Here is a 25,254-nt window from a genome sequence, read left to right as displayed (position 1 = left end):
ATCCCTAGGAAACCGTACGCGCCGAGGGCCGGACCCGGCGCTTGGGCGCAGGCAGCCGCCCGCGCGAAGACAGGCGCATCAACGTGCCCAGGGCATACAGCAAACCGAAAGTCTCGATCAAACCCGCCGGCACCCACATGATCAGGCCGCCGATCACCTGATCGTCCACGGCGCTGAATCCCGGCAGAGCCCGCCCGCACAGATCGAAAATCGGATACAGATCATGGCTGGTAAACGCGATCACTGCACCGGCCACCATCTGCGGCACCATGGTGAACACCGGAGAAAAAATCCGCCCGCCGGGGGTCAAGGCAGCCGGGGGATGGGGACGCCGGTCCAGGATCAGATTCCAGTAGAGCAAGCCGCTGATCACCACCGACCAGTTCATGAAGCGATAGATGCGCCAGTCCAGCATGGAATAGAACTGCACCGTCGGTTCCAGCCAGATCAGCACCAGCAGGACGAACAGGAAAGGAATCAGAATGCGATGGGTCGCCAGGGCTTCCAACTGGCGCACCGGACCGTGCCGCCGCGCCGCCGCCAGCCATGTCCGCCAGCGCAGGGGCAGGCCGGCTCGCAGGACCTGGCCGGGATACGCCCCCATGATCAGCAAAGGCCCCAGATGATGCAAGACCAGGTGCTGCAGCCGATGGATGAAGAACATGCGTTCCGCGTAATAGTCCACCCCGGTGTGCAGGGACAGATAGAGCAACACCATGCCGACCCAGAACAAAGTCTGACGCACCCGGCCCACCCGATGCACACGCAAACCGCGCAGGAACAACCACGCCGAGGCCAGAAAGGCCACTACCAGGGTGGGGGAAAATTCCCAGGGCCGCAACCAGGCAAGCAGGTCCATGAGATAGACGAATGGGTCGGAAAACGTGATCCGCCTAGTGTAAAGCATTCTAAAATGGGCGTTTCCCCTGAACACCTGCCTCTTCATGTCTGACCCAAGCTACGACGTCGTGATTCTCGGTTCCGGCCCGGTAGGCTGCGTGCTGGCCCTGAGCCTGGCACGCAACGCCGTACACCCGGAGCGCATCGCCCTGATGGGGCCCGATCCGGCGCCCCGCGCCCCGGATCAGGCGATCGACCCCCGCGCCCTGGCCCTCAATCACGGCAGCCGCCAGTTCCTGCAGCACCTGAATGCCTGGCCGGCACGCGCCGCCGAGGTCCTGACTGTCCACGTGTCTCAAGCCGGCCATCTGGGCCGCACCGTGATCGATCAGGCGGAATTGGGCGTCCCCCGTTTGGGCTGCGTCGTCTCGTACGACGAACTGCTGGAGTCCCTGCATGCCGCCGTGCAGCGCAGCGGCGTACAACGGATCACCGAACGCCCTCCCCGTCCGGCGGCGGGTCGCCCCGTCACACTGCGCCTTGGCCACGGCACGGTCAGCAGCCGCCTGGCGCTGGTGTCCGATGGCGCGCGCCCCCAGGGCCTGCATCGCGAATACGATCAGGCCGCCGTGCTGGCCACCATCCGGGCCGGCCAGCCGGCACCGGGGCGGGCATTCGAACGCTTCACCCGCACCGGGCCGCTGGCTCTGCTGCCCCATCCCGCCGGCCAAGACCTGTACAGCCTGGTCTGGTGCGTGCGACCGCCGCAGGCGACAGTGCTGGCCGGCCTGCCGGACGCCGCCTTCAACCAGGCGCTGCAAAACGCTTTCGGCCAGCGCTTGGGCGCCTTGCGGCGCCTGGGCAGCGCGCATACCTTCCCTCTGTCTCTGCATGCGGGCCCCAGCCTGCAGGGCCTGGGGACCCTGGCCGTGGGCAATGCCGCCCAGACCCTGCACCCGGTGGCCGGCCAAGGCCTGAACCTGGGATTGCGCGACGCCGCGCAGCTGGCGCACATGCTGCAACCCTGGCTGGCATCCCCCGATCAGCCGCTGCAGCCCCTGCTGGAACACTACGCCCGGCGTCGCCGTCTGGATCGCGGTCTGACGCTCGGCATCACGGATATGCTGCCGCGCCTCTTCGCCACCGATAATCCGCTGCTGCGCCACGCCTGCGGGCTGGGTCTGGCCGCCCTGGACCTGCTGCCCGCCTTACGCACTCCGTTGGCCCGCCATCTGCTGCAAGGCCAGCGCCTGTAGCCGCAGTGTCTGCTTCTACAATACCGGCCATGCGCATCGGAACCTGGACCCTGCCCCACCCGGTCTGCGCGGCCCCGATGGCAGGGGTCACGGACCGCCCCTACCGTCGCCTGTGCAAGGCGCTGGGGGCGGCCTACGCCGTCTCGGAAATGGCCGCCAGCAATCCGCGCCTATGGGATAGCGTCAAGACTTCCCGCCGCCTGAATCACGAGGGCGAACCGGGTCCCATCGCCGTCCAGATCGCCGGCGCCGACCCCGACATGCTGGCCGAGGCCGCCCTGTTCAACATCCGCAAAGGCGCCGGCATCATCGACATCAACATGGGCTGTCCGGTGAAAAAGGTCTGCAACGTCGCCTCGGGTTCGGCCCTGCTGCGCGACGAAGCCCTGGTGGCCCGCATCCTGCAGCGCGTCGTCACAGCCTGTGCGCCCCTGGGCATCCCCGTCACCCTGAAGACCCGCACCGGCTGGGACCGCGACAGCCGCAATGCCGTGCGCATCGCCCGCCTGGCGGAAGACTGCGGTATCACCGCGCTGACCCTGCATGGCCGCACCCGCTGCGACCTGTACACCGGCCACGCCGAATACGACACCATCCGCGACGTCCGCCAAGCCATCCGCATCCCCCTGATTGCCAACGGCGATATCGACAGTCCCGAAAAAGCCCGCGCCGTTCTGGACTACACTGGTGCCGATGCGATCATGGTCGGACGCGCTGCTCAGGGCCGCCCCTGGATCTTTCGCGAAATCGCCCACTACCTGGCCCACGGCAGCCATCTGCCGCCCCCCACGTACGGCGAACTGCGCGAACATCTGCTGAGTCACCTTGAAGACCACTACACGTTTTACGGTGAGCACACCGGAGTGCGGACGGCTCGAAAGCACATTGGCTGGTATCTGGCGGACCTGCCAGGATCCGACACCCTGCTGCCCGCCATCATGGCGATCGACAGCACGGCGCAACAGTCTCTGACACTGCAGCGCTGGCTGGACGAACAGCCAGCCGACGCGCTTGCCATTCCCGTTGCTGCCGGATCGCACTGACCCTTTTACCCGAGACCTTTTCTGACTTTCTGCCCCATGCCTACCAAGACGCCCCTGGAACAAGCCGTCCGCGACCAGTTGGATCGCTACTTCGAAGACCTCGGGGATTGCGCGCCCAACGACATGCTGGCCATGGTGAACTCCTGCGTCGAGCGCGCCGTGCTGCAGGTCGCGCTGGAACGCACTGAAGGCAACCAGACCCGCGCCGCCGACATGCTGGGCATTACTCGCGGCACGCTGCGCAAGAAACTCCAGGTCCACCAACTGACCGCCTGATTTCCATTCCGTCCACTCCTTCCTGCCATGACCATACAGACTGCTTTGATCTCCGTGTCCGATAAATCGGGCGTCGTCGAATTCGCCCAAGCGCTGGCCCAGCGCGGCGTCGCCCTGCTGTCCACCGGCGGCACCGCCCGCCTGCTGCACGAGGCCGGCCTGACGGTCACCGAAGTCGCCACCCACACCGGGTCGCCGGAAATTCTGGATGGCCGGGTCAAGACCCTGCATCCGCGCATCCACGGCGGCCTGCTGGCCCGCCGCGACGACCCGCGACACATGCAGACCCTGAAAGAGCAGGACATCCCGACCATCGATCTGCTGGTGGTGAATCTGTACCCCTTCCAGCAGACGATCAACAAGCCCGACTGCATCCTGGCCGATGCCATCGAAAACATCGACATCGGCGGCCCCGCCATGCTGCGCTCCGCCGCGAAAAACCACGGCTCGGATCAGGGCGGCGTCACCGTGGTGATCGACCCCGCCGACTACCCGCGCGTGCTGGCCGATATGGACGGCCCGGCGCATCAGCCATCCTACGGTCTGCGCCTGGAACTGGCCGCCAAGGTCTACGCCCACACGGCGGCCTATGACGGCGCCATCGCGGCCTATCTCAGCAGTCTGGCCGAGCGCGAACCGGCCCCGGCGCAAGTCCCGGCCCGCGACACCTGGCCTCGCGTGCTGACCGTGCAAATGGAACGCCAGCAAACCCTGCGCTACGGCGAAAACCCGCACCAGGGCGCGGCTTTCTATCACGACAAATCCGTGGGCCAAGGCCTGCTGGCCGGCTACCGCCAGGTCCAGGGCAAGGAACTGTCCTACAACAACATCGCCGATGCCGATGCCGCCTGGGAATGCGTGCGCAGCTTCGCCACCGGCGCCTGCGTCATCGTCAAGCATGCCAACCCCTGCGGCGTAGCCCTGGGCGCGGATGCGCTGGCAGCCTACCAGCAGGCCTTCAAGACCGACCCGACCTCGGCCTTCGGCGGCATCATCGCCTTCAATACGCCGGTGAACGAAGCCGCCGCCCAGGCCGTCAGCGCCCAGTTCCTGGAAGTCCTGATCGCTCCGTCCTATACCGAAGGCGCGCTGGCCGTGCTGGCCGCCAAAAAGAACGTGCGCGTGCTGACCGTGCCGATGGGCTCTGCGCGCAACGCCTTTGACGTCAAGCGCGTCGGCGGCGGCTGGTTGGCACAGGATCCCGACGGCCATCCCGCCAGCGAATCCGACGTCAAGGTCGTGACCCGCCTGGCGCCCACCGCCGCCCAGATGCAGGATCTGCTGTTTGCCTGGAATGTCGCCCAGTATGTGAAATCCAATGCCATCGTCTTCTGCGGTCAGAGCATGACCCTGGGCGTGGGCGCCGGCCAGATGAGCCGCATCGACTCGGCCCGCATCGCCTCGATCAAAGCAGAAAAGGCCGGTTTGTCGCTGCAGGGTTCGGCGGTGGCATCAGACGCCTTCTTCCCGTTCCGCGATGGCCTGGATGTGGTGGCCGATGCGGGCGCGACCTGCGTGATCCAACCCGGCGGCAGCATCCGCGACGATGAAGTCATCGCCGCCGCTGACGAGCGCGGCATCGCCATGGTCTTCACCGGCACCCGGCATTTCCGCCACTGATGCGCATTCTGGGGGTCGATCCGGGCTTGCGCCGCACAGGCTTCGGCGTCATCGACGTCCAGGGCGCAACGCTGCGCTATGTGGCCAGCGGCACCATCGTCGTGCCGTCGACCCTGCCGCTGTCCGAACGGCTGAAAGTCATTCTGGACAATCTGCGCGAAGTCGCCCGCGACGCCCGCGCTGATCAGGCGGCCCTGGAAAAGGTATTCCTGAACGCCAACCCGGCATCCACCCTGCTGCTGGGCCAGGCGCGCGGGGCCGCCCTGTGCGCCTTGGCCGACAGTGGCCTGGCGGTGCAGGAATACACGGCCCTGCAGATCAAAAAAGCCGTGGTCGGCACGGGCCGCGCCAGCAAGGAGCAGATCCAGATCATGGTGCGCCACTTGCTGACGCTGGACGGCGAACCCGCGCCTGACGCCGCCGACGCACTGGCCTGCGCGATCTGCCATGCGCATTGCGCGCCGCTGGCGGGCCGGCTGCAGGCCTTGGCTCCTGACGCCTTATCGTCCCGCGGGCGGCGCCTGCGCACGGGTCGTCTGGTATCCTGAAGACCACCCTTACGCCTGTTTCCGCATCACCCGCATTTCAGGAATCCATCACCATGATTGGCCGCATCACCGGCACCCTGATCGAACTCAGCCCCCCGACCGTCTGCATCCAGACCGGCGGACTGGGCTATGAAATCGACGTGCCCATGAGCACCCTCTACAACCTGCCCCCGGTGGGCCAGACCGTCAGCCTGCACACGCACCTGGCGATCCGCGAAGACGCGCACGTCCTGTACGGCTTTGCGAGCGCCGCTGAGCGCAGCGCCTTTCGGGCCCTGATCAAAGTCACAGGCATCGGCGCGCGAACGGCCCTGGCCGTGCTGTCCGGCCTCAGTGTCGAGGACCTGGCCGACGCCGTAGACCGCCAGGAATCCGGGCGTCTGATCAAAGTCCCCGGCATCGGCAAAAAGACAGCCGAACGCCTGCTGCTGGAACTGCGCGACAAGCTCGCCCCGCTGGCAGGCGCGCCGCGCGCCGATGGCGCTTGCGCCGGCTCGAACGGCAATGACGTCCTGAATGCGCTGCAGGCGCTGGGCTATTCCAGCACCGAGGCGCGGCGCACCATCGACGCCCTGCCCGAAGGCCTGACGGTATCCGACAGCATCCGCCAAGCCCTGAAGTCGCTTTCCCGCGCCTGACGACAGCATGCACGACGACGACTTCCCGCTGTGGAACATGGACGGCGAACCGGTGCACACCGCGCATCAGGTCGCCGAACCGCCCCCGGCCCGCTACGACTCGGCCCTGGAAGCCCTGGGCGAAGTCTTTGGCTACGAGACCTTCCGGGGCGAACAACAGGCCATCATCGAGCACATCATTGCCGGTGGCGACGCGCTGGTGCTGATGCCGACCGGCGGCGGCAAGTCCTTGTGCTACCAGATCCCGTCCCTGGTGCGGCCCGGCACCGGTATCGTGATTTCCCCCCTGATCGCCCTGATGCAGGATCAGGTCGACGCCCTGCAAGAACTGGGCGTGCGGGCCGCCTTCCTGAATTCCACCCAGACGCCGGGCCAGGCCCGCGAGGTGGAGCGCGCCTTTCTCAGCGGCGCGCTGGACCTGCTGTACGTGGCCCCCGAACGGCTGCTCACACCCCGTTGCCTGGATTTTCTGGATCAAGGCCGCATCGCCCTGTTCGCCATCGACGAGGCGCATTGCGTCTCGCAATGGGGGCATGATTTTCGCCCCGAATACCAGGGCCTGACCCTGCTGGCGGAACGCTGGCCCGACATTCCCAGAGTCGCGCTGACGGCCACCGCCACCGCCGCCACCCGCAACGACATCGTCGCCTGTCTGGCCCTGCAGGACGCCCCGCAGTTCGTCGCCAGCTTCGACCGCCCCAACCTGTGTTATCGCATCGTCGAAAAACAGGAAGTCCGCCGCCAGCTGCTGGATTTCATCCGCGCGGAACACACCGGGGAATGCGGCATCGTCTATGCTTTGTCACGCAACCGCGTGGAACAGACAGCGGAATTCCTGACGCGCAACGGCATCCCGGCCCTGCCCTATCACGCCGGACTGGACGCGCGTACCCGCGCCGCTCACCAAGCCCGTTTTTTACGGGAAGACGGGATCGTCATGGTGGCCACCATTGCCTTCGGCATGGGGGTGAACAAGCCCGATGTGCGCTTCGTAGCCCATATCGATCTGCCCAAGTCCATCGAAGGCTATTACCAGGAAACCGGTCGCGCCGGTCGCGATGGCCTGCCGGCGGACGCTTGGCTGGCGTACGGACTGCAGGATGTGGTGCAGCAGCGGCGCATGATCGACGACTCGGACGGCGATTCCCTGCATCAGCGCCGCCAGATGCGCCAACTGGACGCCATGCTGGCCCTGTGCGAAACCGTCACCTGCCGGCGCCAGGACCTGCTGGCCTATTTCGGCCAGACCCTCGCCCCCTGCGGCAACTGCGATACCTGCCTGGAACCGCCCGCTGCCTGGGACGGCACCGTCGCCGTGCAGAAACTGCTGTCCGCCATCTACCGCCTGTGGCGCGAGCGCGGCCAACGCTTCGGCGGCGGCCATCTGATCGACATCCTGCGCGGCCAGGTGACGGAACGCGTGACACAGCACGGACACGACACCCTGAGCGTGTTCGGAGTCGGGGAAAATCTGTCGGTGGACGCCTGGCGCAGCATTCTGCGCCAAGCCCTGGCCCTGGGCCTGGTAACCGTGGATCTGGAAGGCTATGGCACACTGGCGCTGACAGAAGCCAGCCGTGCCGTGCTCAAAGGCGAACGCACCCTGATGCTGCGCCCGGTGGCCGTCAAACGCGCCAAGACCAGCCGCCAGCGCACCACCACGGCGGCGCAACTGGATGCTCTACCGCCCGACGCGCTGGCCAGATTTGAACACCTGCGGGCCTGGCGCGCGCGGGTGGCCAAAGAGCACAGCGTGCCCGCTTATGTGATCTTTCACGATGCCACTCTGCGCGAGATCGCCCTGCAATGCCCCGACAGCCTGGACGCTCTGGCCGGCATCAGCGGCGTGGGCGCCCGCAAACTTGAAACCTACGGCGCCGACGTGGTGGCCTGCGTGCAGGAAATTCGCGCCTAACGTGCCGGCGTCGGCGTACGTAGGGGGCCTAGAACAATGCCCCCCCGCTGGCGGCGGGGGCCTTCAGGCCCAGATGTTCCCAGCAACGGCGCGTGGCCATGCGCCCCCGGGGGGTGCGCTGCAGATAGCCGTGCTGAATCAGATAGGGTTCGATGACGTCTTCGATGGTGTCGCGCTCTTCGCCGATGGCGGCGGCCAGGCTGTCCACCCCCACGGGGCCGCCATCGAATTTATGCACGATGGCTTCCAGCAGTTTGCGATCCATCAGGTCCAGGCCCTGGGGATCGACTTCCAGCATGGCCAGCGCGGCCTGCGCAGTCGTCTGGTCGATGCGCCCGCTGGCGCGGACCTCGGCATAGTCGCGCACACGGCGCAACAGACGATTGGCGATGCGCGGCGTGCCCCGTGAACGGCAGGCGATTTCCGCAGCGCCGTCGGGCGTGGTGTCGGCCCCCAGCAATCCGGCGCTGCGCCGCACGATATGGGCCAGATCATCGGCGGAATAGAATTCCAGCCGCGACACGATGCCGAAACGGTCACGCAGCGGATTGGTCAACATGCCGGCGCGAGTGGTCGCCCCCACCAGGGTGAAGGGCTGCAGATCGATTTTGACGCTGCGGGCGGCAGGGCCTTCGCCGATCATGATGTCGATCTGGAAGTCTTCCAGCGCCGGGTAAAGGATTTCCTCGACCACAGGCGACAGGCGATGGATTTCGTCGATGAACAGGACGTCGTTGCGTTCCAGATTGGTGAGCATGGCGGCCAGATCGCCTGGGCGTTCCAGTACCGGACCGGAAGTCTGGCGCAGCTGCACCCCCATTTCATGGGCCACGATGTGCGCCAGGGTGGTCTTGCCCAGACCGGGCGGGCCGAAAAGCAGCACGTGATCCAGGGATTCGCCGCGCTGGCGGGCGGCGGCAATGAAAATATCCAGCTGTTCGCGCACCCGCTGCTGGCCGACGTAGTCCCCCAGCGATTTGGGCCGCAGGGCGCGTTCGATGGAGTCTTCGGCGTGCGACACGATGTCGGGGGCCACCAGCCGGGGTTCGAGGGTCCCGGAAGACAGAGAATCGGGTTGTATCGCCATAAAGTGCCGTGCTACCAAAAACTGCGTTGAACAGAATATACGCTGTGCAAAATCACAGTATATCGTAATGACCACCGCGTTCCGTCACCAGGGCATGAGGCCTCAGCGCCGTCGGGGCGACAAAACAAAGGCGTCTTCGCTATCGACGGCCCGCTTCAGCTGGGAATAGCGTTCCAGCAGATCCGACTTGTAGACCACCCCCAGCAGCTGCGCAGGCCGGTCGCGGCTGACCACGGGCAGGCGTTCGCCCTGGAAAGCGCTGAAATGGGTTTGGGCTTCGTCCAGGCTCATGTCCAGGTAGAGCGGCGTGACGAAATCCAGGCGCAGCACATCGCCGCAGGTCTTGGCCGCCACGTCGATCTCTCCCAGCATCATGCGCGTCAGGTCCTGCTGGGCGATCACGCCCTGCCAGCCGTTTTCCTCGTCCACCACGTACAGGTATTTGACCGGGTAGTCCAGGAACATTTCCTGAGCCTGACGCACCGGCATGGACGTGCGCACCACGGTTTCCGCCGGTCGCAACAAGCTGTCCAACCGGGCCTGGCGCAGGCGCTGACGCAAGGCCTGGTTGTCCTCGTGATGCAGGGTGACTTCGTACATGACGGCCTGGGCCAGCCCGCGCGACACGAAATAAGCGATGACGCAGGCCAGCACCAGCGGCAGCACGATCTGGTAGCTGAGCGTCATTTCGAAAATCATCAGGATCGCCATGAAAGGCGCGCTGGTGGCCGCCGCCAGGAACGCCCCCATGCCCACCAGCGCGAACACGGCGCCATGTCCGGCCAGCACCGGCCAGGCGTCGCCCAGCACCTGACCGAACAGCACGCCCAAAGCGCCGCCCACGAACAAGGTGGGGGTGAACACGCCGCCCACGGCGCCCGAGCCTGCCGTCAGCGCGGTGGCCAGGACTTTGCACAACAGCATCAGCAGCACGGTCTGCCACGCCCAATCGTTATGCAGCAAAGACAGCACCACCCGGTTGCCATTGCCGGCCATCTCGGGCAACTGGGTCAGCAAAGCGCCCAGCAGCAGGCCCCCCAGCGCCAAACGCAGCGGCAGGCCCAGGCCGGTGCGGACGAACAGCGTCTTGACCCCATGAATGCAGCGCAAAAATTGGGCCGCCCCCACGCCGGCCAGCACGCCCAAAGCCAAGCAGGGCAACAACAATTCGGGCGGAATCGCCTGCAGCTCCGGCATGGGGTAACGGGGTTCATAGTTGCCGGTCAGGTACATGATCAGGCTGGACACCGCCGCCGCCACCAACAGGGGGCCGAAATTCTGAAACGACATCGACCCCAGGATGATCTCGCCCACAAACACAGCGCCGGCCAGCGGCGCACCGTAAGCAGCCGAGACCCCCGCCGCTGCCCCGCACGCCGCCAACAGGCGCAGATGCGCGCTATCGACCCGCAACAACCGCCCCAGGCCCGATGACCAGAGCGCCGCCAGGTGCACCATCGCGCCTTCGCGCCCGATCGAACCGCCCGACGCCACCGTGCACAGCGACGACAGGGAACGCAACACCCCCTGCCCCAGAGACATGCGGCCATCGCCGATGGCCACGGCTTCCATATAGCTGGAATGCCTGTCGTGCGAGACCCGACGGGCCGCCACCAGCAGGAACCCAGCGCACAGCCCGCCCACGGCAGGCACCAGCAGGCGCAAGGGCCAGGACAGGCTGCCCATGACCTGCGTGATCAAGCCGGGTTGTTCCGCAAACAAACGCTGGATGGCGTGAATGCCGGCATGAAAAGCGATGGTGACCAGCGCCCCGCCCACCCCGGCCAAGGCCGCCCAGCACAACATGGCCACTACGCCGTTCGCTTGCGCGCGCAGATCGGGTCTTTGCATGGATCAGCCGCGAAAGTCCGGGGGACTGGGGGGACGCGAACGCCCCAGCATGCGCCAGTACACCCAGAGGTTGAAGATCAGCGCGACGGGGAACGCAATCACCGTCGCCGACAGGGCCAGACTCAAGGTCGCCACCGGCGCAGCGGCATCCCACAAAGTGACTTCGTCCAGCACGATATACGGGAAGAAGCTGTAGCCCAGGCCGCCCAGCAACAGCAACAGAATCACCAGCACCAGGGCGTAGGGCAGCGCCGAGGCCCGGTAGCTGTGCGCGATCATGCGCTGCAAGGTCATCTCCGTCAGCACGAAGCACAGCAGCAGCCCGCCCCAGACCAGCGCCACCGCATACCAGTGATCGCCATCTCCCCATTTCAGGAAAACGCCGGCGTTGGAAAAATCCAGCACCACCGACACGCCGATCGCCCCGACGGCGCTCCAGCGCAGGGTGCGCCGCGCCCAGCCGACCGCCCGGACCCGAAGCTCGCCCGCTTCGCGCATCATCAGCCAGGCGGCGCCCAGCAGGCTGTACACCGCCACGGAACACACCCCCATCAGCACGGCAAACCCGGTATACCCCGCACCGGTCTCGTAGGCGACGGCCACCCGGGCCAACAGATAGCCGTGGGAAAATGCCACCAGCACCGCCCCGACGCCAAAGCCAAACCGCCAGGGTCCCTGCCGTTCTACCGGCACCCGCAAACGCCATTCGAAACAGACCGAACGCAGCAAAGTGCCCAGGCCCAGCAAGGACAGCGGCAAATACAAGCGCCCCAGCGTCTGCGACCAGGCATAGGGGAACGCTGCCGCCAGTAGCCCAATGCCCAGGAACAACCAGAATTCGTTGGCATCGCGCCACGGTCCCAGCAGGGACAGCATGCGCGGTCGCAAGGCCGCCGGCGCCACCAGCGACACGCAGCCCACGCCAATATCGAAACCGTCCAGCAACACGCCGGCCACCAGCGTGGCGAAAAACACGCCCATCAAGGCCAGGGGCATCCAGAATGCAGGATCTTGGGCCCCCAAACCCACCAGAGCGGCGAGAGAATCAATCATGCACGCCCCCGATGACGAGCCACCGGCACCACGCCGTAGCGCAACGTATGGCCCAGCAGCTGGCGGAACCCCAGCGCCAGGGCGCCATAGACCAGTACCTGCACCCCCAGGATCAGCCACAAACTGTCGGGCGACTGGACCGTGCCGATCTCGCGCAATGTCACGGTGCCGTAAATGGCATAGGGCAGGCTGCCCACCATCAAATGGCCCCACCCGACCGCTTGCACCCCCAAGGCCAGCCACGCCATGACCTGCAAACCGATCCGGTTCGCGGGCGTCAGGCTGTCCGGTTCGAACCCCAGGCGGCGACCACGCCACCAGGCCGCCAGCGCCATCACGGCCAGCACCCCCGTCAGCAACACGACCAGGCGCGAACTGGCGTAGGTCAGCCAGACGGGGGGACGCATGCCTCTGAGATCGTCCAAGCCATGCAGGGTGACGGCAGCGACGTCGCCTGCCGCGCCGGTCGGCAGCCAGCCGGATGGCAGGGCCGGACCAGTCAGCACCCAGGCATTGCGGCTGGCCTGCACGTCCAGCCAGGCCAGCAAGGATAGCGGTTCGGGCGGCCCGCTATGCCACTGAGGCACGACGGCTGCGACCCGCGCCGGTTGGACGGGCAACAACTGGCTGCCCAGCCACGCCGCCAAACCGACCTGCAATACCAGCGCCGCCAGCACCAGCCAGGCGCCCCCCGCGAACACAGCCCGATCGCCCTCGTCACTGGGCCGCGAGCGTGTGCGCTGCGCCGTGATCGACAGCATCAAGGTCGCCGCCAGCATCAAGCCGCCCGACACCAGCACCCCGAATAAAGCCGGGGCCGCGCCACCCAACAACGCCGTCCAACTGACGATCTGATAATGGTCTTCCGTCAGGCTGGCGCCCACCGGCCATTGCAGCCAAGCCAGCAGCACGACGATCCACCAGGCAGTCAGCGAGGTGCCCAGCGCCACCATGCCCACCACCGTCGTATGTGCCCGGTCGGACAGCGTGCGCTGGCCATACAGCATGGCCCCCAGGAAACAGGATTTGAAAACGAAGGCGGTCAGGACGGCCATACCGAGCAGCGGCCCGACGACTTCCCCCGCCCTGTCCATGAATTCCGGCCAGAGCGTACCCATCTGCAACAACAGCGGCAGACTGGCCGCAAAACCGATGATCAAGGCCAAGGCGTAGATGCGCACCCAGAAGCGATACGCCAGCAAAGCAGCCGCCCCCCGGCTCGCCCGCAAGCGCAGGACGAACAGCACCCACGCCAGGCCAAGTTCCAGCGCCAGGAAGAACAACAGGAAGCCCAGGCCCAGGTAGAACTGGGTCAGCGACAGAACCCATGCGGTTTGAGTCATAATGTGCGCTAGTTTATTATGCACCGGACAGTATGACCACCGACGCCGCGCCTGTTTCCAATTTTCTGCGCACCATCATCGATAACGACCTGAAAGCAGGCCGCTACCAGGACCGGCTATGGGCGCCTCCGCCCAGCCACGCCGCCGCCCGTCTGGCCGGGGCAGTCGACCCCGCCCGCATCCGCACCCGCTTTCCGCCTGAACCCAACGGCTACCTGCACCTCGGCCACGCCAAGAGCATCTGCCTGAATTTCGGACTGGCGCGCGACTACCAGGGCATCTGCCACCTGCGTTTCGACGACACCAATCCTGAAAAAGAGGAAGACGAATACGTCCACGCCATCATCGACATGGTGCGCTGGCTGGGCTTCGAATGGACGGTCGACGGCACGGAACACCAGTATTTCGCCAGCGACTATTTCGAAACGTTCTACCAATTCGCCGAAGCGCTGGTCCAGGCCGGATACGCCTACGTCGACGAGCAATCCGCCGACCAGATGCGGGCCACCCGGGGAACCCTGACCGAACCGGGCACGGATTCCCCCTGGCGCGCACGCCCGGCGGCAGAATCCCTGAACCTGCTGCGCGAGATGCGAGCCGGCAAATACCCGGATGGCGCCATGGCGCTGAGGGCGCGCATCGATATGGCCTCGCCCAACATCAATCTGCGCGACCCGGTGCTCTATCGCATCCGCCACGCCAGCCACCACCGCACGGGCGATGCCTGGTGCATCTACCCCATGTATTCCTGGGCGCATCCGGTGGAAGACGCCCTGGAAGGCATCACACACAGCATCTGTACCCTGGAATTCGAAGACCAGCGCCCGTTCTACGACTGGATCCTGGAACGCCTGACCGAACTGGGCCAGCTGGCCGCGCCGCTGCCGCACCAGTACGAATTCGCTCGTCTGAATCTCAGCTATGTCGTGACCAGCAAGCGCAAGCTGCGCCAGTTGGTGGTCGACGGCCACGTGCACGGCTGGGACGATCCGCGTCTGCCCACTTTGGCAGGCCTGCGCCGCCGCGGCTATACACCCAGCGCCATCCGCCTGTTCTGCGACCGGATCGGCGTCTCCAAGGCCGATTCCCGCATCGATTACAGTGTGCTGGAACAAGCCCTGCGCGACGATCTGGACCCGACAGCCGCCCGCGCCGTCGCCGTGCTCGATCCGATCAAGCTCGTCATCACGAACTTCCCCGCCGACCACACGGAACCCTGCTCCGCCCCCGTCAATCCCCACGATCCCGACGGCGCGCGGCGCGAATTCCCGCTGACCCGCGAGCTCTGGATCGAACGCGACGACTTCCGCGAAGACCCTCCCAAAAAGTACTTCCGCCTGTTCCCCGGCAACCTGGTGCGCCTGAAATACGGCTACGTGGTGCGCTGCACCGGTTGCGTGAAAAACGAACAGGGCGACGTCGTCGAAGTCCATTGCGAATACCTGCCCGACACGCGCAGCGGCACCCCCGGCGCGGATGCCGTCAAGGTCAAGGGCGCCATCACCTGGGTCAGCGCCGCGCATGCCGTCGCCGCCGAAATCCGCCTGTACGATCGGCTGTTTCGCGAGGCTCATCCGGACCGGGGCGACCAGGATTTCCTGCAGGCCATCAACCCGGATTCCTGCCGCGTCGTACAGGCCTGGCTGGAACCCGGTACCGTGGCGGAACCCGGCGCCTGCTGGCAGTTCGAACGGCTGGGCTATTTCGTCGCCGACCGCCACGACTCCCAGCCCGACCGTCCGGTGCTCAATCGCACCGTGACCCTGCGCGATACCTGGGCCTGATACACGATGGGCACCCGATCCGATATCCTGGAATTCAAAAGCGCCACGCTCTATGCGCTGCGCATCGTGCTGTATACGTCCGACACGCCTGCCCTGCTGCAGACGCTGGATGATCGCATCCGCGAAGCGGGCGCCTTCTACGAAAACGAACCTGTCATCCTGGATGCCCAGGGGCTGGACCAGGCTCCCGACTGGAAGGCTCTGGTCGCCGCGATGCGCAAACATCACCTGCACCCCATCGGCGTGCAGACCGACCCGGCCCTGCAGACGTCCGCCCTGAAAGCCGGTCTGCCGCCGTTGGACGCATCCGCCAGCCGCAGCGCCGGCCCGGCGGGCGCACCGCGCGATCTGCCGGCTCCGCCGCCGGCTGCCGACGATCCCGCGCCAGCGTCCCAGGAATCGCCGCTTGCGCTCTCCGCCAGCCAGACCCTGGTCATCCGCCACCCCTTGCGATCCGGCCAACGGATCTACGCCAAGGGCGGCGACCTGATCGTCATGGCCCAGGTCAGCCAGGGGGCCGAAGTCATCGCCGACGGCCACATCCACGTCTACGGCCCCTTGCGCGGCAAGGCCATGGCCGGCGCCCAAGGGCGCACCGACGCGATGATCCTGACCACCCAGCTGGATCCGGAACTGCTCGCCATCGCCGGGGTTTACCGCGTTGTCGAAACGCAGTTGCCCAAAACCCTGCATAATCAGGCGGCCCGGATCACGCTGGACGGCGACACGCTGCGCATCCAGGCGCTATAAAAATCGTCAAACGCGGATACGTTCAGCGACGACCATTCCAATATATGACCGCGTTTTGCTTTACGATGTCATGAATTTTGAAAACAGGGGAATACCGATACCATGGCGCGCATCGTTGTAGTCACTTCCGGCAAGGGTGGCGTGGGCAAGACCACCACCAGTGCCAGCTTTTCCGCCGGCCTGGCCATGCGCGGCCACAAGACCGTGGTCATCGACTTCGACGTCGGCCTGCGCAATCTGGATCTGATCATGGGCTGCGAACGCCGGGTCGTGTACGACTTCGTCAATGTCATCCAGGGTGAAGCCTCTCTGAACCAGGCGCTGATCCGCGATAAACAACTGGATAATCTGTATATCCTGCCGGCCTCCCAGACGCGAGACAAAGACGCCCTGACCCGCGAAGGCGTGGAAAAGGTCCTGGACGGCCTGCACGCGATGGATTTCGACTACATCGTCTGCGACTCGCCCGCCGGTATCGAAACCGGCGCCATCATGGCCTCGTATTTCGCCGACGACGCGCTGGTCGTCACCAACCCCGAGGTCTCCTCGGTCCGCGACTCGGACCGCATCCTGGGGATCCTGTCAGCCAAATCGCGCCGCGCCGAAAAGGGCGAAGAACCCGTCAAGGAACACCTGCTGCTGACCCGCTACAACGCAAAACGGGTCGCCGACGGCGAGATGCTGTCGCTGGGCGACATCGAAGACATTCTGCGCATCCGCCTGATCGGCGTGATTCCCGAATCGGAAATCGTCCTGCAGGCCTCCAACGAGGGCGTCCCTGCCATCCACAAAGGCGAATCCGATGTGGCCCTGGCCTACCAAGACGTGGTCGCCCGCTACCTGGGCGAAGAAAAGCCGCTGCGTTTTGTCGACTACGAAAAACCGGGCCTGCTCAAGCGGCTTTTCGGGGGTAAATAAGCATGGCGTTCATGGATTTTTTCCGCGGACAAAAGAAGAATTCCGCCAATATTGCCAAAGACCGCCTGCAGCTCATTCTGATCAATGAACGCAGCAGCGGTCGCAGCCCGGATTTCCTGCAGCAGATGCAGCAGGAACTGATTGCCGTCATCTCGAAATACGTCAAAATCAATCCGGACGACATCAAGGTCAATCTGGACCGCCAGGATTCCCTGGAAGTCCTGGAAGTCAAAATCGAGATGCCGCAGGCGGACGAGGCCTGACGCAAGCCCGCCCCTGCGGGTTGCTCCCCAGGAAGCGATCATGGCTTCGATAGGGACCGGTTCCGGGCTGGGCAGCGAGGCAGCTGAGCCGTTCACCTCGCCCGGTCCCGGCACAGCCGGGACTGCCCAAGAAAACCGGTCTCATCGGGGCGCTCGCCAAACGCGCGGGGTGCTCAGTCCCCCGGACTGAGCACAAGCGTCCCGATTGAACGGTGGCTCGCTTGCCTCCCCGCTGAGACCGGTTCTCTTGGCGGGCTCGAAGTTCACTCTCAGCTGCCTCGCTGCCCAGCCCGGAACCGGCGCCGCTGCGTCAAATCGGAACCAACGCCACTTCAAATCCAAGTCAGCGTCGCCCAGACCACCAGCGGAATAATCCCCACCGACAGCACATTGCCCAGCAACACCACGCTGGCGACCGTCCGCGGTTCGACCCGGTATTGTTCACACAACAGATAATTCAGGACCGCGGGGGGCAGCATCACCGACAGCGCCACCAGCCGCGACCATTCCGGCGTCAGGGGCAACGCCCACAAGACGATGGGCAAGGTCAGCAGACCGGCCAGCAGATACAGGATATTGATGCGCAGGGCCAGGCCCATCTGTTCAATCCGGTCCTGTGACAGACGCACCCCCAGCCCGAACAGCATCAGGGGAATGGCGATCTGGCCGGTCAAGTCGATCGACGTCGTGACGAACCCGGGGATCCAGTCCCGGTGCGGAGCCAGCCACACCCCCAGAAACGCCGCCCAGACATTCGGATTGCGCAGCCACATCCAGCGATCGCCGCCGCGCGTCAGCAGGAACAGACCCAGGGAAAAATGCAGCAGATTCGACAGCACGAACAGCACGACGATATCGCCCAGCAGATCCTTGCCATAGGCCAGCATCATCAGGGGAATGCCGATATTGCCGGTGTTGCGGAACATGCCCGGCACCAGAAAGGCCGGGCGCGATACGCCAGGACAGCGCACACAGGCCAGCAACAGCCCCGGCACGATGATGATCAGCACCCCCGCCGCCATCAAAGGCCAGCCCCGCATCAGATCGACCGGGTTGTCCAACAAAGCTGAAAACACCAGGGCCGGGCAGAACACCATGACGTTGGCATGGTTGATGAAGCTCATGTCCGGCGTCCGCCCCTGACGCCGCCCAAAGACGTAGCCCAGGGCGGCCACGGCAAACACGGGCAGGACGATGTTCAGCAGGGTCAACAGCATGTCGGAATCGCGGATGGAGCAAAGCGCCCAGTGTACAGCGGGCGCAGGACAAGGCTGCCAAAGTCCCCGCGATGGAGCGACATCTGGCGCACAGCAAAAAGGGGCTGCAGCCTGCAACCCCTTTTTGCGTGGTCGGCGGCGTCAGCCGCCGATACCCGGCAAATCAATATCCCAGTGCGAAGTCCTCGGCCGGCATATCCAGCAGCACGGCAGGCCCTGCCTTCATGGCTTCCGCATGCGCCAGGGTGCGCGGCAGGATACGTGTGAAGTAGAAACGCGCCGTATGCAGCTTGGCCTGATAGAAAGCCTTGTCGCCTTCGCCGGATTTCAGCTTTTCAGCGGCAACCCGCGCCATGTCGGCCCAGAAATACGCCAGGGTCACATAGCCGGAATACATCAGGTAATCGACGGAGGCCGCGCCCACCGCTTCGCGGTTGGTCATGGCCGACATGCCGATTTTCATGGTCAGGCTGCCCCATTCCTTGTTCAGCTCGGCCAGCGGCTTCACGAATTCGGAAATCGCCCGGTTGCCGCTTTGCGCCTTGCAGAACTTGTGCACGACCTTGGTGAAGGCCCGCAGGGTCTCGCCCTGGGTCATCAGCACCTTGCGGCCCAGCAGATCCAGGGCCTGAACGCCGGTGGTGCCCTCGTACAGCATGGAAATGCGGCTGTCGCGCACGTTCTGTTCCATGCCGTGTTCGGCAATATAACCGTGACCGCCGAACACCTGAACACCCAGGTTGGCCGCTTCAAAGCCGGTTTCGGTCATGAAGGCCTTGGCGATCGGCGTCAGGAAGCTGAGCAGCTTGTCCGCCAGTTCGCGCTGTTCCGCATCCTGGCTGTAGTGGGCGATGTCCACCTGCTGCGCGGCATAGTACAGCAGCGCCCGGTTGCCTTCGGCGAAGGCCTTGATGGTCAGCAGCATGCGGCGCACGTCGGGGTGCACGATGATGGGATCCGCCGGCTGATCGGGGAACTTCGGGCCGCTGAGCGCGCGCATCTGCAGGCGGTCATGCGCATACTGGTTCGCCCCCTGGAAGGCGACCTCGGCATGCGCCAGGCCCTGAATGGCCGTGCCCAGCCGCGCCGTGTTCATGAAGGTGAACATGCAGTTCAGGCCTTTGTTGGCCGCACCGATCAGAAAGCCGGTGGCTTCATCGAAGTTCATGACGCAGGTAGCATTGCCGTGGATGCCCATCTTGTGCTCGATCGACCCGCAATTGACGGCATTGCGCGCGCCCAGGCCGCCCTGCCCGTCCGGCAGGAATTTCGGCACGATGAACAGGGAAATCCCTTTCGTGCCCGCCGGCGCATCCGGCAGGCGGGCCAGCACGATGTGCACGATGTTTTCCGCCATATCGTGTTCGCCGGCGGAAATGAAGATCTTGGTGCCGCTGATGCGGTAGCTGCCATCGGCCTGGGGTTCGGCCTTGGTACGCAGCATGCCCAGGTCGGTCCCGCAATGGGCCTCGGTCAGGCACATGGTGCCGGTCCATTTCCCGGACACCAGCGGTTCCAGATAGGTTTTCTGCTGTTCCTGCGTGCCATGCGCCTGCAAGGTGTTCATGGCGCCATGCGACAAGCCGGGGTACATGCCCCAGGCCCAATTGGCCTCGCCCATCAGTTCGCTGATGGCCATGCCCAGAGATTCGGGCAGACCTTGGCCGCCATGCGCCGGGTCGTGCGACAGCGCCGGCCAACCGCCTTCCACATACTGCGCATAGGCTTCCTTGAAGCCTTTGGGAGTAGTGACGCCGTCAGGCGACCAGGTACAGCCCTCGCGGTCACCGACCTGATTCAGCGGCGCCAGGATTTCCTGGCAGAATTTCGCGCCTTCCTCCAGAATGGCGTCCACCATGTCCGGCGTGGCGTCCTGACAGCCCGGCAGGGACTGGTAATGGTCGGGATAATTCAGAACCTCGTCGCGCACGAAACGGATTTCGCGCAGGGGGGCTTTATAGTCGGGCATCTCCAGGTCTCCGGGTGGATGACTGTCCAGCCGGCGCAGTGCCAGAGCCAAACAGCCAAGTCTCATATAATTCAAACGATCGTTTGAATTTAAGCCGGGATTGAGTGGAAAGTCAAGATCCATCCTACGCCGGAAAAACGTAAAAGGCTCCCGAAGGAGCCTTTTACGCACGAGGAGGAAGCAGACCTCCACGAGGGGATCAGACGTCCGGCAGATCAGCGGTTCTTGCCGACCTGATCACCGATCACACCGCCGATGGCTGCGCCGCCAACCGTTCCCAGGATGCCGCCACCCGAGATCACAGCCCCCGCCACGCCGCCGAGACCGGCGCCGGTCACGGCAGATTTTTGACGATGGCTCATGTTGTCCCAGGATGAGCAGCCTGCCATGGCAGTCGCCAGCACCAGCACTGCACTGAATTTCCCAAGGGCGCGAATAGACATAGGAGGTTCTCCTTCTTTGAATACCTTGGTTTCTTTATAACCTACTGCCCAACCGAAAACTGTGAGCCGAGGCTACAGTTGTTTCGATCAGCGCATCCGGAAAGACCCGAAACAGCCTATTTGACCAAGGCCAACACGTTGCGGAAAGCGTGATGTTCGGGCGTTTCCAACCATTCATAAATGGCCATTTCGGCGGTGACGGTTTCCAGGCCATAGCGACGCCAGCGCTCGCAGGCCGCCACCCGATCGGACGCACGGCGGGATCCGATACCATCCGCCACCAACACCGGCTCATAGCCGGCCTGCGCCAGACCCAGGCCAGTTTGTAACACGCAGATGTGGGCTTCTGTGCCTGTCAACAACACTCGGGGACGACCCGCGGGCCAATTTCGCAGAAATGCAGGTTCGCGGCAGGCGTTGAAATGCGTTTTGGCGACCGTGTGATCGAGGTGGGGAAGCAGATCGGCATGGGTGGGGCCGATCTTCTGCGGCCAGTGTTCCGTGGCCCATACCGGCACCGCCAGCAAACAGGCCGCCTGGGCCAAACGGGCCACCCGGCTGCGCAGCGCATCGGCCTCCTGGATGGCGGGCAACAACTTCTCCTGCATATCCACGATCAATAGCAGGCTGGCGCCGGCTGTCATCAGTGCCTGACTGGGATCTGCGGTTCTCATGATGCGCTCCTGTGATCGAAGCCGCCCGACCGAGGGCAAGCGGCCCCTGTCCTTATTTCAAGGCCTTGTAGCGAATCCGGCGCGGGCGGGCGGCCTCTTCGCCCAGGCGCTGGCGCTTGTCAGCCTCGTATTCCTGATAGTTGCCGTCGAAGAACACCACCTGGGAATCGCCTTCGAAGGCCAGAATATGCGTCGCAATCCGGTCCAGAAACCAGCGGTCATGGCTGATGACGAGCACGCTGCCGGCGAATTCCAGCAAGGCGTCTTCCAGGGCGCGCAAGGTTTCCACGTCCAGGTCGTTGGACGGCTCGTCCAGCAGCAGCACGTTGCCGCCCGCGATCAGGGTCTTGGCCAGATGCAGACGACCGCGTTCGCCGCCCGACAGCTTGCCGACCTGCTTGCCCTGATCCGCGCCCTTGAAGTTGAAGCGGCCCAGATACGCACGGGCAGGCATTTCGAAGCGCCCGACAGTCAGCAGGTCGGCGCCGTCGGAAATGGCGTCGAACACCGTCTTGTCGTCGGGCAGGGATTCACGCGACTGGTCCACGTAGGCCAGCTTGACGGTCTGGCCCAGCACGACTTCGCCGGCATCCGGGGCTTCCTGCCCGGCGATCATGCGAAACAGCGTGGATTTCCCGGCGCCGTTGGGACCGATGATGCCGACGATGGCCCCGGCGGGAATCTTGAAGCTGAGGTCGTCGATCAGCAGACGGTCGCCGAACGATTTCGAGACATTGCGGAATTCGATGACCTCGTTGCCCAGGCGCTCGGCCACGGGAATGAAGATTTCCTGGGTCTCGTTGCGTTTCTGATATTCGTGCGAGGACAGTTCCTCGAAACGCGCCAGACGGGCCTTGGCCTTGGCCTGGCGGCCCTTGGGATTCTGCCGCACCCATTCCAGCTCTTTCTTGATGGTGCGCTGGCGGGCGGATTCGGCGGATTCCTCGTGCTTCAGACGGTCTTCTTTTTGTTCCAGCCAGGAACTGTAATTGCCCTTCCAGGGAATGCCGTGCCCGCGGTCCAGTTCCAGGATCCATTCCGCGGCGTTGTCCAGGAAGTAGCGGTCGTGGGTCACGGCCACGACCGTGCCCGGAAACTGGCGCAAAAAGACTTCCAGCCATTCGACCGATTCGGCGTCCAGGTGGTTGGTGGGTTCGTCCAGCAGCAGCATGTCGGGTTTGGACAGCAGCAGACGGCACAGCGCCACCCGGCGTTTTTCACCGCCGGACAGCTTGCCGACCGCCGCGTCCCAAGGCGGCAGGCGCAGCGCATCCGCGGCAATTTCCATCTGCGTTTCGATGTCGTCGCTACCGCTGGTGGCGGCAGCCGCGATGACCGCTTCCAGTTCGGCCTGCTCGGCGGCCAGAGCATCGAAATCGGCATCCGGTTCGGCATAGGCGGCATAGACCTCATCCAGTCGCTTGCGAGCCTCGAACACCTCGCCCAGGCCGGCTTCGACGGACTGGCGCACCGTATGTTCAGGATCCAGCTGCGGTTCCTGGGGCAGATAGCCGATGCGCAAGCCCGCCATCGGGATGGCTTCGCCCTCGATGTCCTTGTCCACCCCGGCCATGATCTTCAGCAGGGTGGATTTGCCGGACCCGTTCAGGCCCAGCACGCCGATCTTGGCGCCCGGGAAGAAGGACAAGGAAATATCGCGCAGGATCTGGCGTTTGGGGGGCACGATTTTGCCCACCCGGTTCATGGAATACACGTACTGTGCCATGGCGTCACCGTCAAAGCTCGGGCCGAGGAATTCGGCCTCATAAAGGGTCGATTGTAGGCCGGACGCCGGGTGATGCGGCAAGAGGTACTCGCCTGCTGGCTGCTCCAGCAGGCTCCCTGCAAGCCCCCCACAAAAGTATCACTGCTAAACCGTACAATGCCAAAAGACCGACTTCTCGAATTCCCGGACCACCACCATGCTGACCTTCACCGCCGCCGAGGCCGATCTCCTGGGCCGCACGGCCGACGCCCTGTGCGCCTACATGGGCAAGCCCGTCATCGCGGAAATCATCGCCGAACCCGACGAAGGCTTCGAATGGGCGCTGTTCGCCCTGCCCTTGAGTCCCGACGACGATGCCCAGGACCGGCAGCACGTCCAGGTGGGCGGCCCCGGCGCCCGGTTCCTGGGCAATGGCGGCGGGCTGGACCTTAGCGACGGTCAGCCCGTCGACTGCGAATTCCTGTGGGCCATCCAGCTGTCCGAACTGGAAGGCTGCCGCTACATCAAAGTCGACGCCCAAGGCGAAGAAGCCGGCTGGTCGGACGAACTGTCCGAACTGCTGCCCTTTGAACTGTCGGAAACCGAGCTGCCCGACGACGAGGACGACGCCGCCAACATCGACGAATCCGATGCCGGCGACGATGCAGACGACATGCCCGACGCGGGGCGCACCCTGCACTGACGCGGCACGCTGCAATCGATGTCTTGGCGCCTGACCCGCAGGTCAGGCTGCCACGGAATGCTTGCTGCGAGCGGAGGCTTCGCGCACCCGGTCGCGCGCATACAGCGCCACGCCGACCGGCCACATGGCGATCACCAGCAGCCGCGCCAGCGGGCGCGTCAGGCGCCGCCCTTGCGGGCGCGCCACGCGGCGGGCGCGCAGATGCAGGGCAAACCGCGTATATCGCACCGCCGCCGCCAGAAAGAACGCCGGCTGATAACGCAGCCAGGGCAGACAGCATTCCACCGTATCGTAGGACAACAGCCACAGGCCCAGGGCATGGCGGCTGCTGTCGGCGGCCCGCCGCTGATGTGACAGGCCATCCTCGCTGTCGTGGTACACCCGGAACACCTGATTGACGAAGCGCGTCAGGTAGCCCGCGCGGGCGATGGCCCGCCACACCAGGCTTTCGGGCACGAAACCCGGAATGTCTTCAGGAAAGGGGAACTGACGCAAAACGTCAGTGCGCAAACAGCCGAATTTCTCGCCGCGCACGTGATAGCGGAACGTCATGTCCAGCGAGGTGATGTCCATGACATCCTGGGGATACATATCGCCCACGACCTTGCCATCGGGCCGGGCGCACAGCCCGGTGATCGCCACATACCGACCGCGAAGCGCCGGCGGCACCTGATCCCAGACCTGCGCCATCTGGTACAGCGCGTTGGGGTCGAGTTCGTCGTCGCTGTCGATCGCCACCAGCCATTCGCCCCGCGCCTCGCGCACACCGTGATTGAAAGCTGTTTTTTTATGTTGATTGGGTTGCCAGACGTAACGGATCGGGAAACTGGCTTCCTGTTGCCACCCCTGCACCAAGGTGTGGGTATCGTCGGTAGACCCGTCATCCACCACCACCCATTCAAAATCCTGGAACGACTGTTCCTGCAACGATCGATAGACGCGTTCCAGCGTATGAGCCCGATTGAACGTGGGGGTAATGACGGAAAACAAATGACGCCAGCAAACCATGCCGGTGGACTCCTCTTGTTTTCTCGGCCCCATGATAGCGGCAAAAAAAAACCACGGACGATGGTGTCCGTGGTTTCCCCGATACCGAATTGTATGCAAACAATACGGCGGGCTTGGCGCGAATTAGACGCGCTTGACCTTTTCCAGCATCTTGAAGACGCCCTTGGGGGCGCGCACGAAAAGACGCTTGAACGCTTTGCCAAGGCAACGACGTTCGAGCGTGTTGCGGCGCGTGCGTTTGATTTCTGCCATGAGAATCTCCTGGGTGTAAGGCGGGCTTGGTATGCAAAACACGCCATTTTAGCAAATATCCCCATCTACCATCCCGACACGCAGCCCGGTCTGGTAAC

The 25,254-nt window shown here is 64.6% G+C and carries 24 protein-coding genes; 12 read left to right on the top strand and 12 right to left on the bottom strand.

Features of this window, described 5'->3' with window-relative positions:
• Positions 1-4: 4 nt before the first annotated feature.
• Positions 5-859 carry a cytochrome c oxidase assembly protein gene (locus WBF69_RS00265; RefSeq protein WP_424260036.1) on the bottom strand — a complete coding sequence of 285 codons (855 nt, stop codon included), beginning with the start codon at positions 857-859 and terminating at the stop codon, positions 5-7.
• 85 nt (positions 860-944) lie between these two features.
• On the opposite strand from WBF69_RS00265, the gene WBF69_RS00260 reads away from it, so the two are divergent.
• From WBF69_RS00260 to recQ, 7 genes are read left to right on the top strand one after another with little or no spacing between them, the layout of a single operon-like run.
• A complete protein-coding gene (locus tag WBF69_RS00260) occupies positions 945-2,096 on the top strand; it encodes an FAD-dependent monooxygenase (RefSeq protein ID WP_424260034.1) in 1,152 nt (383 codons plus the stop codon).
• A 29-nt stretch (positions 2,097-2,125) separates the two neighbouring features.
• Positions 2,126-3,139 carry a tRNA dihydrouridine synthase DusB gene (dusB, locus tag WBF69_RS00255; RefSeq protein WP_424260032.1) on the top strand — a complete coding sequence of 338 codons (1,014 nt, stop codon included), beginning with the start codon at positions 2,126-2,128 and terminating at the stop codon, positions 3,137-3,139.
• Positions 3,140-3,175: 36 nt separating this feature from the next.
• The gene (locus tag WBF69_RS00250) at positions 3,176-3,415 is read left to right on the top strand and encodes a helix-turn-helix domain-containing protein (RefSeq protein ID WP_424260030.1); all 240 of its coding nucleotides are present in this window, start codon (positions 3,176-3,178) and stop codon (positions 3,413-3,415) included.
• Between the two features lie 27 nt (positions 3,416-3,442).
• Complete coding sequence (gene purH, locus WBF69_RS00245; RefSeq protein ID WP_424260028.1) at positions 3,443-5,035, top strand: bifunctional phosphoribosylaminoimidazolecarboxamide formyltransferase/IMP cyclohydrolase; 1,593 nt, start codon at positions 3,443-3,445, stop codon at positions 5,033-5,035.
• Positions 5,035-5,583: a crossover junction endodeoxyribonuclease RuvC gene (ruvC, locus tag WBF69_RS00240; RefSeq protein ID WP_424260026.1), complete on the top strand. Its 549-nt coding sequence runs from the start codon at positions 5,035-5,037 to the stop codon at positions 5,581-5,583. The genes purH and ruvC overlap by 1 nt, the downstream gene beginning before the upstream one ends.
• Positions 5,584-5,636: 53 nt before the next feature.
• Positions 5,637-6,221: a Holliday junction branch migration protein RuvA gene (gene ruvA, locus WBF69_RS00235; RefSeq protein WP_424260024.1), complete on the top strand. Its 585-nt coding sequence runs from the start codon at positions 5,637-5,639 to the stop codon at positions 6,219-6,221.
• Positions 6,222-6,228: 7 nt separating this feature from the next.
• The gene (gene recQ, locus WBF69_RS00230; RefSeq protein WP_424260022.1) at positions 6,229-8,136 is read left to right on the top strand and encodes a DNA helicase RecQ; all 1,908 of its coding nucleotides are present in this window, start codon (positions 6,229-6,231) and stop codon (positions 8,134-8,136) included.
• 28 nt (positions 8,137-8,164) lie between these two features.
• Here recQ and ruvB read toward each other — a convergent pair whose 3' ends face one another.
• From ruvB to WBF69_RS00210, 4 genes are all read right to left on the bottom strand, one after another.
• Positions 8,165-9,223, bottom strand: a complete 1,059-nt coding sequence (gene ruvB / locus WBF69_RS00225; RefSeq protein ID WP_424260020.1) for a Holliday junction branch migration DNA helicase RuvB — start codon at positions 9,221-9,223, stop codon at positions 8,165-8,167.
• Between the two features lie 102 nt (positions 9,224-9,325).
• Positions 9,326-11,074, bottom strand: coding sequence for a ClcB-like voltage-gated chloride channel protein (locus tag WBF69_RS00220; protein WP_424260018.1), 1,749 nt, complete (start codon positions 11,072-11,074; stop codon positions 9,326-9,328).
• 3 nt (positions 11,075-11,077) lie between these two features.
• Entirely contained in the window at positions 11,078-12,127 is a 1,050-nt protein-coding gene (locus WBF69_RS00215; protein ID WP_424260017.1) for a cytochrome d ubiquinol oxidase subunit II, read from the bottom strand.
• Positions 12,124-13,470, bottom strand: coding sequence for a cytochrome ubiquinol oxidase subunit I (locus tag WBF69_RS00210; protein ID WP_424260015.1), 1,347 nt, complete (start codon positions 13,468-13,470; stop codon positions 12,124-12,126). Before WBF69_RS00210 ends, WBF69_RS00215 begins: the two co-directional genes overlap by 4 nt.
• Before the next feature lie 32 nt (positions 13,471-13,502).
• On the opposite strand from WBF69_RS00210, the gene WBF69_RS00205 reads away from it, so the two are divergent.
• From WBF69_RS00205 to minE, 4 genes are all read left to right on the top strand, one after another.
• The gene (locus WBF69_RS00205) at positions 13,503-15,254 is read left to right on the top strand and encodes a glutamine--tRNA ligase/YqeY domain fusion protein (RefSeq protein ID WP_424260013.1); all 1,752 of its coding nucleotides are present in this window, start codon (positions 13,503-13,505) and stop codon (positions 15,252-15,254) included.
• Positions 15,255-15,260: 6 nt separating this feature from the next.
• Positions 15,261-16,004, top strand: a complete 744-nt coding sequence (minC, locus tag WBF69_RS00200; RefSeq protein WP_424260011.1) for a septum site-determining protein MinC — start codon at positions 15,261-15,263, stop codon at positions 16,002-16,004.
• A 102-nt stretch (positions 16,005-16,106) separates the two neighbouring features.
• Positions 16,107-16,922: a septum site-determining protein MinD gene (minD, locus tag WBF69_RS00195; protein WP_424260009.1), complete on the top strand. Its 816-nt coding sequence runs from the start codon at positions 16,107-16,109 to the stop codon at positions 16,920-16,922.
• A 2-nt stretch (positions 16,923-16,924) separates the two neighbouring features.
• The gene (minE, locus tag WBF69_RS00190) at positions 16,925-17,185 is read left to right on the top strand and encodes a cell division topological specificity factor MinE (protein WP_424260007.1); all 261 of its coding nucleotides are present in this window, start codon (positions 16,925-16,927) and stop codon (positions 17,183-17,185) included.
• Between the two features lie 332 nt (positions 17,186-17,517).
• On the opposite strand, the gene WBF69_RS00185 is transcribed toward minE, so the two are convergent.
• From WBF69_RS00185 to ettA, 5 genes are all read right to left on the bottom strand, one after another.
• Positions 17,518-18,402 carry an AEC family transporter gene (locus WBF69_RS00185; RefSeq protein WP_424260005.1) on the bottom strand — a complete coding sequence of 295 codons (885 nt, stop codon included), beginning with the start codon at positions 18,400-18,402 and terminating at the stop codon, positions 17,518-17,520.
• A gap of 163 nt (positions 18,403-18,565) precedes the next feature.
• The gene (locus tag WBF69_RS00180; RefSeq protein ID WP_424260003.1) at positions 18,566-20,371 is read right to left on the bottom strand and encodes an acyl-CoA dehydrogenase C-terminal domain-containing protein; all 1,806 of its coding nucleotides are present in this window, start codon (positions 20,369-20,371) and stop codon (positions 18,566-18,568) included.
• Positions 20,372-20,586: 215 nt separating this feature from the next.
• Positions 20,587-20,814 carry a glycine zipper 2TM domain-containing protein gene (locus tag WBF69_RS00175; protein ID WP_424260001.1) on the bottom strand — a complete coding sequence of 76 codons (228 nt, stop codon included), beginning with the start codon at positions 20,812-20,814 and terminating at the stop codon, positions 20,587-20,589.
• A gap of 116 nt (positions 20,815-20,930) precedes the next feature.
• A complete protein-coding gene (locus WBF69_RS00170; protein ID WP_424259999.1) occupies positions 20,931-21,488 on the bottom strand; it encodes an isochorismatase family protein in 558 nt (185 codons plus the stop codon).
• A gap of 52 nt (positions 21,489-21,540) precedes the next feature.
• Positions 21,541-23,214 carry an energy-dependent translational throttle protein EttA gene (gene ettA / locus WBF69_RS00165; RefSeq protein WP_424259997.1) on the bottom strand — a complete coding sequence of 558 codons (1,674 nt, stop codon included), beginning with the start codon at positions 23,212-23,214 and terminating at the stop codon, positions 21,541-21,543.
• 196 nt (positions 23,215-23,410) lie between these two features.
• On the opposite strand from ettA, the gene WBF69_RS00160 reads away from it, so the two are divergent.
• Positions 23,411-23,896, top strand: coding sequence for a hypothetical protein (locus WBF69_RS00160; protein ID WP_424259995.1), 486 nt, complete (start codon positions 23,411-23,413; stop codon positions 23,894-23,896).
• 42 nt (positions 23,897-23,938) lie between these two features.
• On the opposite strand, the gene WBF69_RS00155 is transcribed toward WBF69_RS00160, so the two are convergent.
• Together WBF69_RS00155 and WBF69_RS00150 are read right to left on the bottom strand one after the other, a co-directional pair.
• Positions 23,939-24,904 (bottom strand): glycosyltransferase family 2 protein, encoded by a 966-nt coding sequence (locus WBF69_RS00155; RefSeq protein WP_424259993.1) that lies wholly within the window; start codon positions 24,902-24,904, stop codon positions 23,939-23,941.
• A 123-nt stretch (positions 24,905-25,027) separates the two neighbouring features.
• Positions 25,028-25,156, bottom strand: a complete 129-nt coding sequence (locus WBF69_RS00150) for a hypothetical protein (RefSeq protein ID WP_003803595.1) — start codon at positions 25,154-25,156, stop codon at positions 25,028-25,030.
• Between the last annotated feature and the right edge of the window lie 98 nt (positions 25,157-25,254).

The sequence above is a fragment of the Castellaniella sp. genome (assembly GCF_049673105.1).
Classification (GTDB): domain Bacteria; phylum Pseudomonadota; class Gammaproteobacteria; order Burkholderiales; family Burkholderiaceae_B; genus Castellaniella.
The sequence above is the reverse complement of the archived record's forward strand: the minus strand, read 5'-3'. Positions and strand labels throughout refer to the sequence as shown.

Excerpts from the sequence above, each read along its gene's own strand:
- WBF69_RS00265 (WP_424260036.1), bottom strand. The coding sequence starts at position 859 with ATGGACCTGCTTGCCTGGTTGCGGCCCTGGGAATTTTCCCCCACCCTG.
- WBF69_RS00260 (WP_424260034.1), top strand. The coding sequence starts at position 945 with ATGTCTGACCCAAGCTACGACGTCGTGATTCTCGGTTCCGGCCCGGTA.
- dusB (WP_424260032.1), top strand. The coding sequence starts at position 2,126 with ATGCGCATCGGAACCTGGACCCTGCCCCACCCGGTCTGCGCGGCCCCG.
- WBF69_RS00250 (WP_424260030.1), top strand. The coding sequence starts at position 3,176 with ATGCCTACCAAGACGCCCCTGGAACAAGCCGTCCGCGACCAGTTGGAT.
- purH (WP_424260028.1), top strand. The coding sequence starts at position 3,443 with ATGACCATACAGACTGCTTTGATCTCCGTGTCCGATAAATCGGGCGTC.
- ruvC (WP_424260026.1), top strand. The coding sequence starts at position 5,035 with ATGCGCATTCTGGGGGTCGATCCGGGCTTGCGCCGCACAGGCTTCGGC.
- ruvA (WP_424260024.1), top strand. The coding sequence starts at position 5,637 with ATGATTGGCCGCATCACCGGCACCCTGATCGAACTCAGCCCCCCGACC.
- recQ (WP_424260022.1), top strand. The coding sequence starts at position 6,229 with ATGCACGACGACGACTTCCCGCTGTGGAACATGGACGGCGAACCGGTG.
- ruvB (WP_424260020.1), bottom strand. The coding sequence starts at position 9,223 with ATGGCGATACAACCCGATTCTCTGTCTTCCGGGACCCTCGAACCCCGG.
- WBF69_RS00220 (WP_424260018.1), bottom strand. The coding sequence starts at position 11,074 with ATGCAAAGACCCGATCTGCGCGCGCAAGCGAACGGCGTAGTGGCCATG.
- WBF69_RS00215 (WP_424260017.1), bottom strand. The coding sequence starts at position 12,127 with ATGATTGATTCTCTCGCCGCTCTGGTGGGTTTGGGGGCCCAAGATCCT.
- WBF69_RS00210 (WP_424260015.1), bottom strand. The coding sequence starts at position 13,470 with ATGACTCAAACCGCATGGGTTCTGTCGCTGACCCAGTTCTACCTGGGC.
- WBF69_RS00205 (WP_424260013.1), top strand. The coding sequence starts at position 13,503 with ATGACCACCGACGCCGCGCCTGTTTCCAATTTTCTGCGCACCATCATC.
- minC (WP_424260011.1), top strand. The coding sequence starts at position 15,261 with ATGGGCACCCGATCCGATATCCTGGAATTCAAAAGCGCCACGCTCTAT.
- minD (WP_424260009.1), top strand. The coding sequence starts at position 16,107 with ATGGCGCGCATCGTTGTAGTCACTTCCGGCAAGGGTGGCGTGGGCAAG.
- minE (WP_424260007.1), top strand. The coding sequence starts at position 16,925 with ATGGCGTTCATGGATTTTTTCCGCGGACAAAAGAAGAATTCCGCCAAT.
- WBF69_RS00185 (WP_424260005.1), bottom strand. The coding sequence starts at position 18,402 with ATGCTGTTGACCCTGCTGAACATCGTCCTGCCCGTGTTTGCCGTGGCC.
- WBF69_RS00180 (WP_424260003.1), bottom strand. The coding sequence starts at position 20,371 with ATGCCCGACTATAAAGCCCCCCTGCGCGAAATCCGTTTCGTGCGCGAC.
- WBF69_RS00175 (WP_424260001.1), bottom strand. The coding sequence starts at position 20,814 with ATGTCTATTCGCGCCCTTGGGAAATTCAGTGCAGTGCTGGTGCTGGCG.
- WBF69_RS00170 (WP_424259999.1), bottom strand. The coding sequence starts at position 21,488 with ATGAGAACCGCAGATCCCAGTCAGGCACTGATGACAGCCGGCGCCAGC.
- ettA (WP_424259997.1), bottom strand. The coding sequence starts at position 23,214 with ATGGCACAGTACGTGTATTCCATGAACCGGGTGGGCAAAATCGTGCCC.
- WBF69_RS00160 (WP_424259995.1), top strand. The coding sequence starts at position 23,411 with ATGCTGACCTTCACCGCCGCCGAGGCCGATCTCCTGGGCCGCACGGCC.
- WBF69_RS00155 (WP_424259993.1), bottom strand. The coding sequence starts at position 24,904 with ATGGTTTGCTGGCGTCATTTGTTTTCCGTCATTACCCCCACGTTCAAT.
- WBF69_RS00150 (WP_003803595.1), bottom strand. The coding sequence starts at position 25,156 with ATGGCAGAAATCAAACGCACGCGCCGCAACACGCTCGAACGTCGTTGC.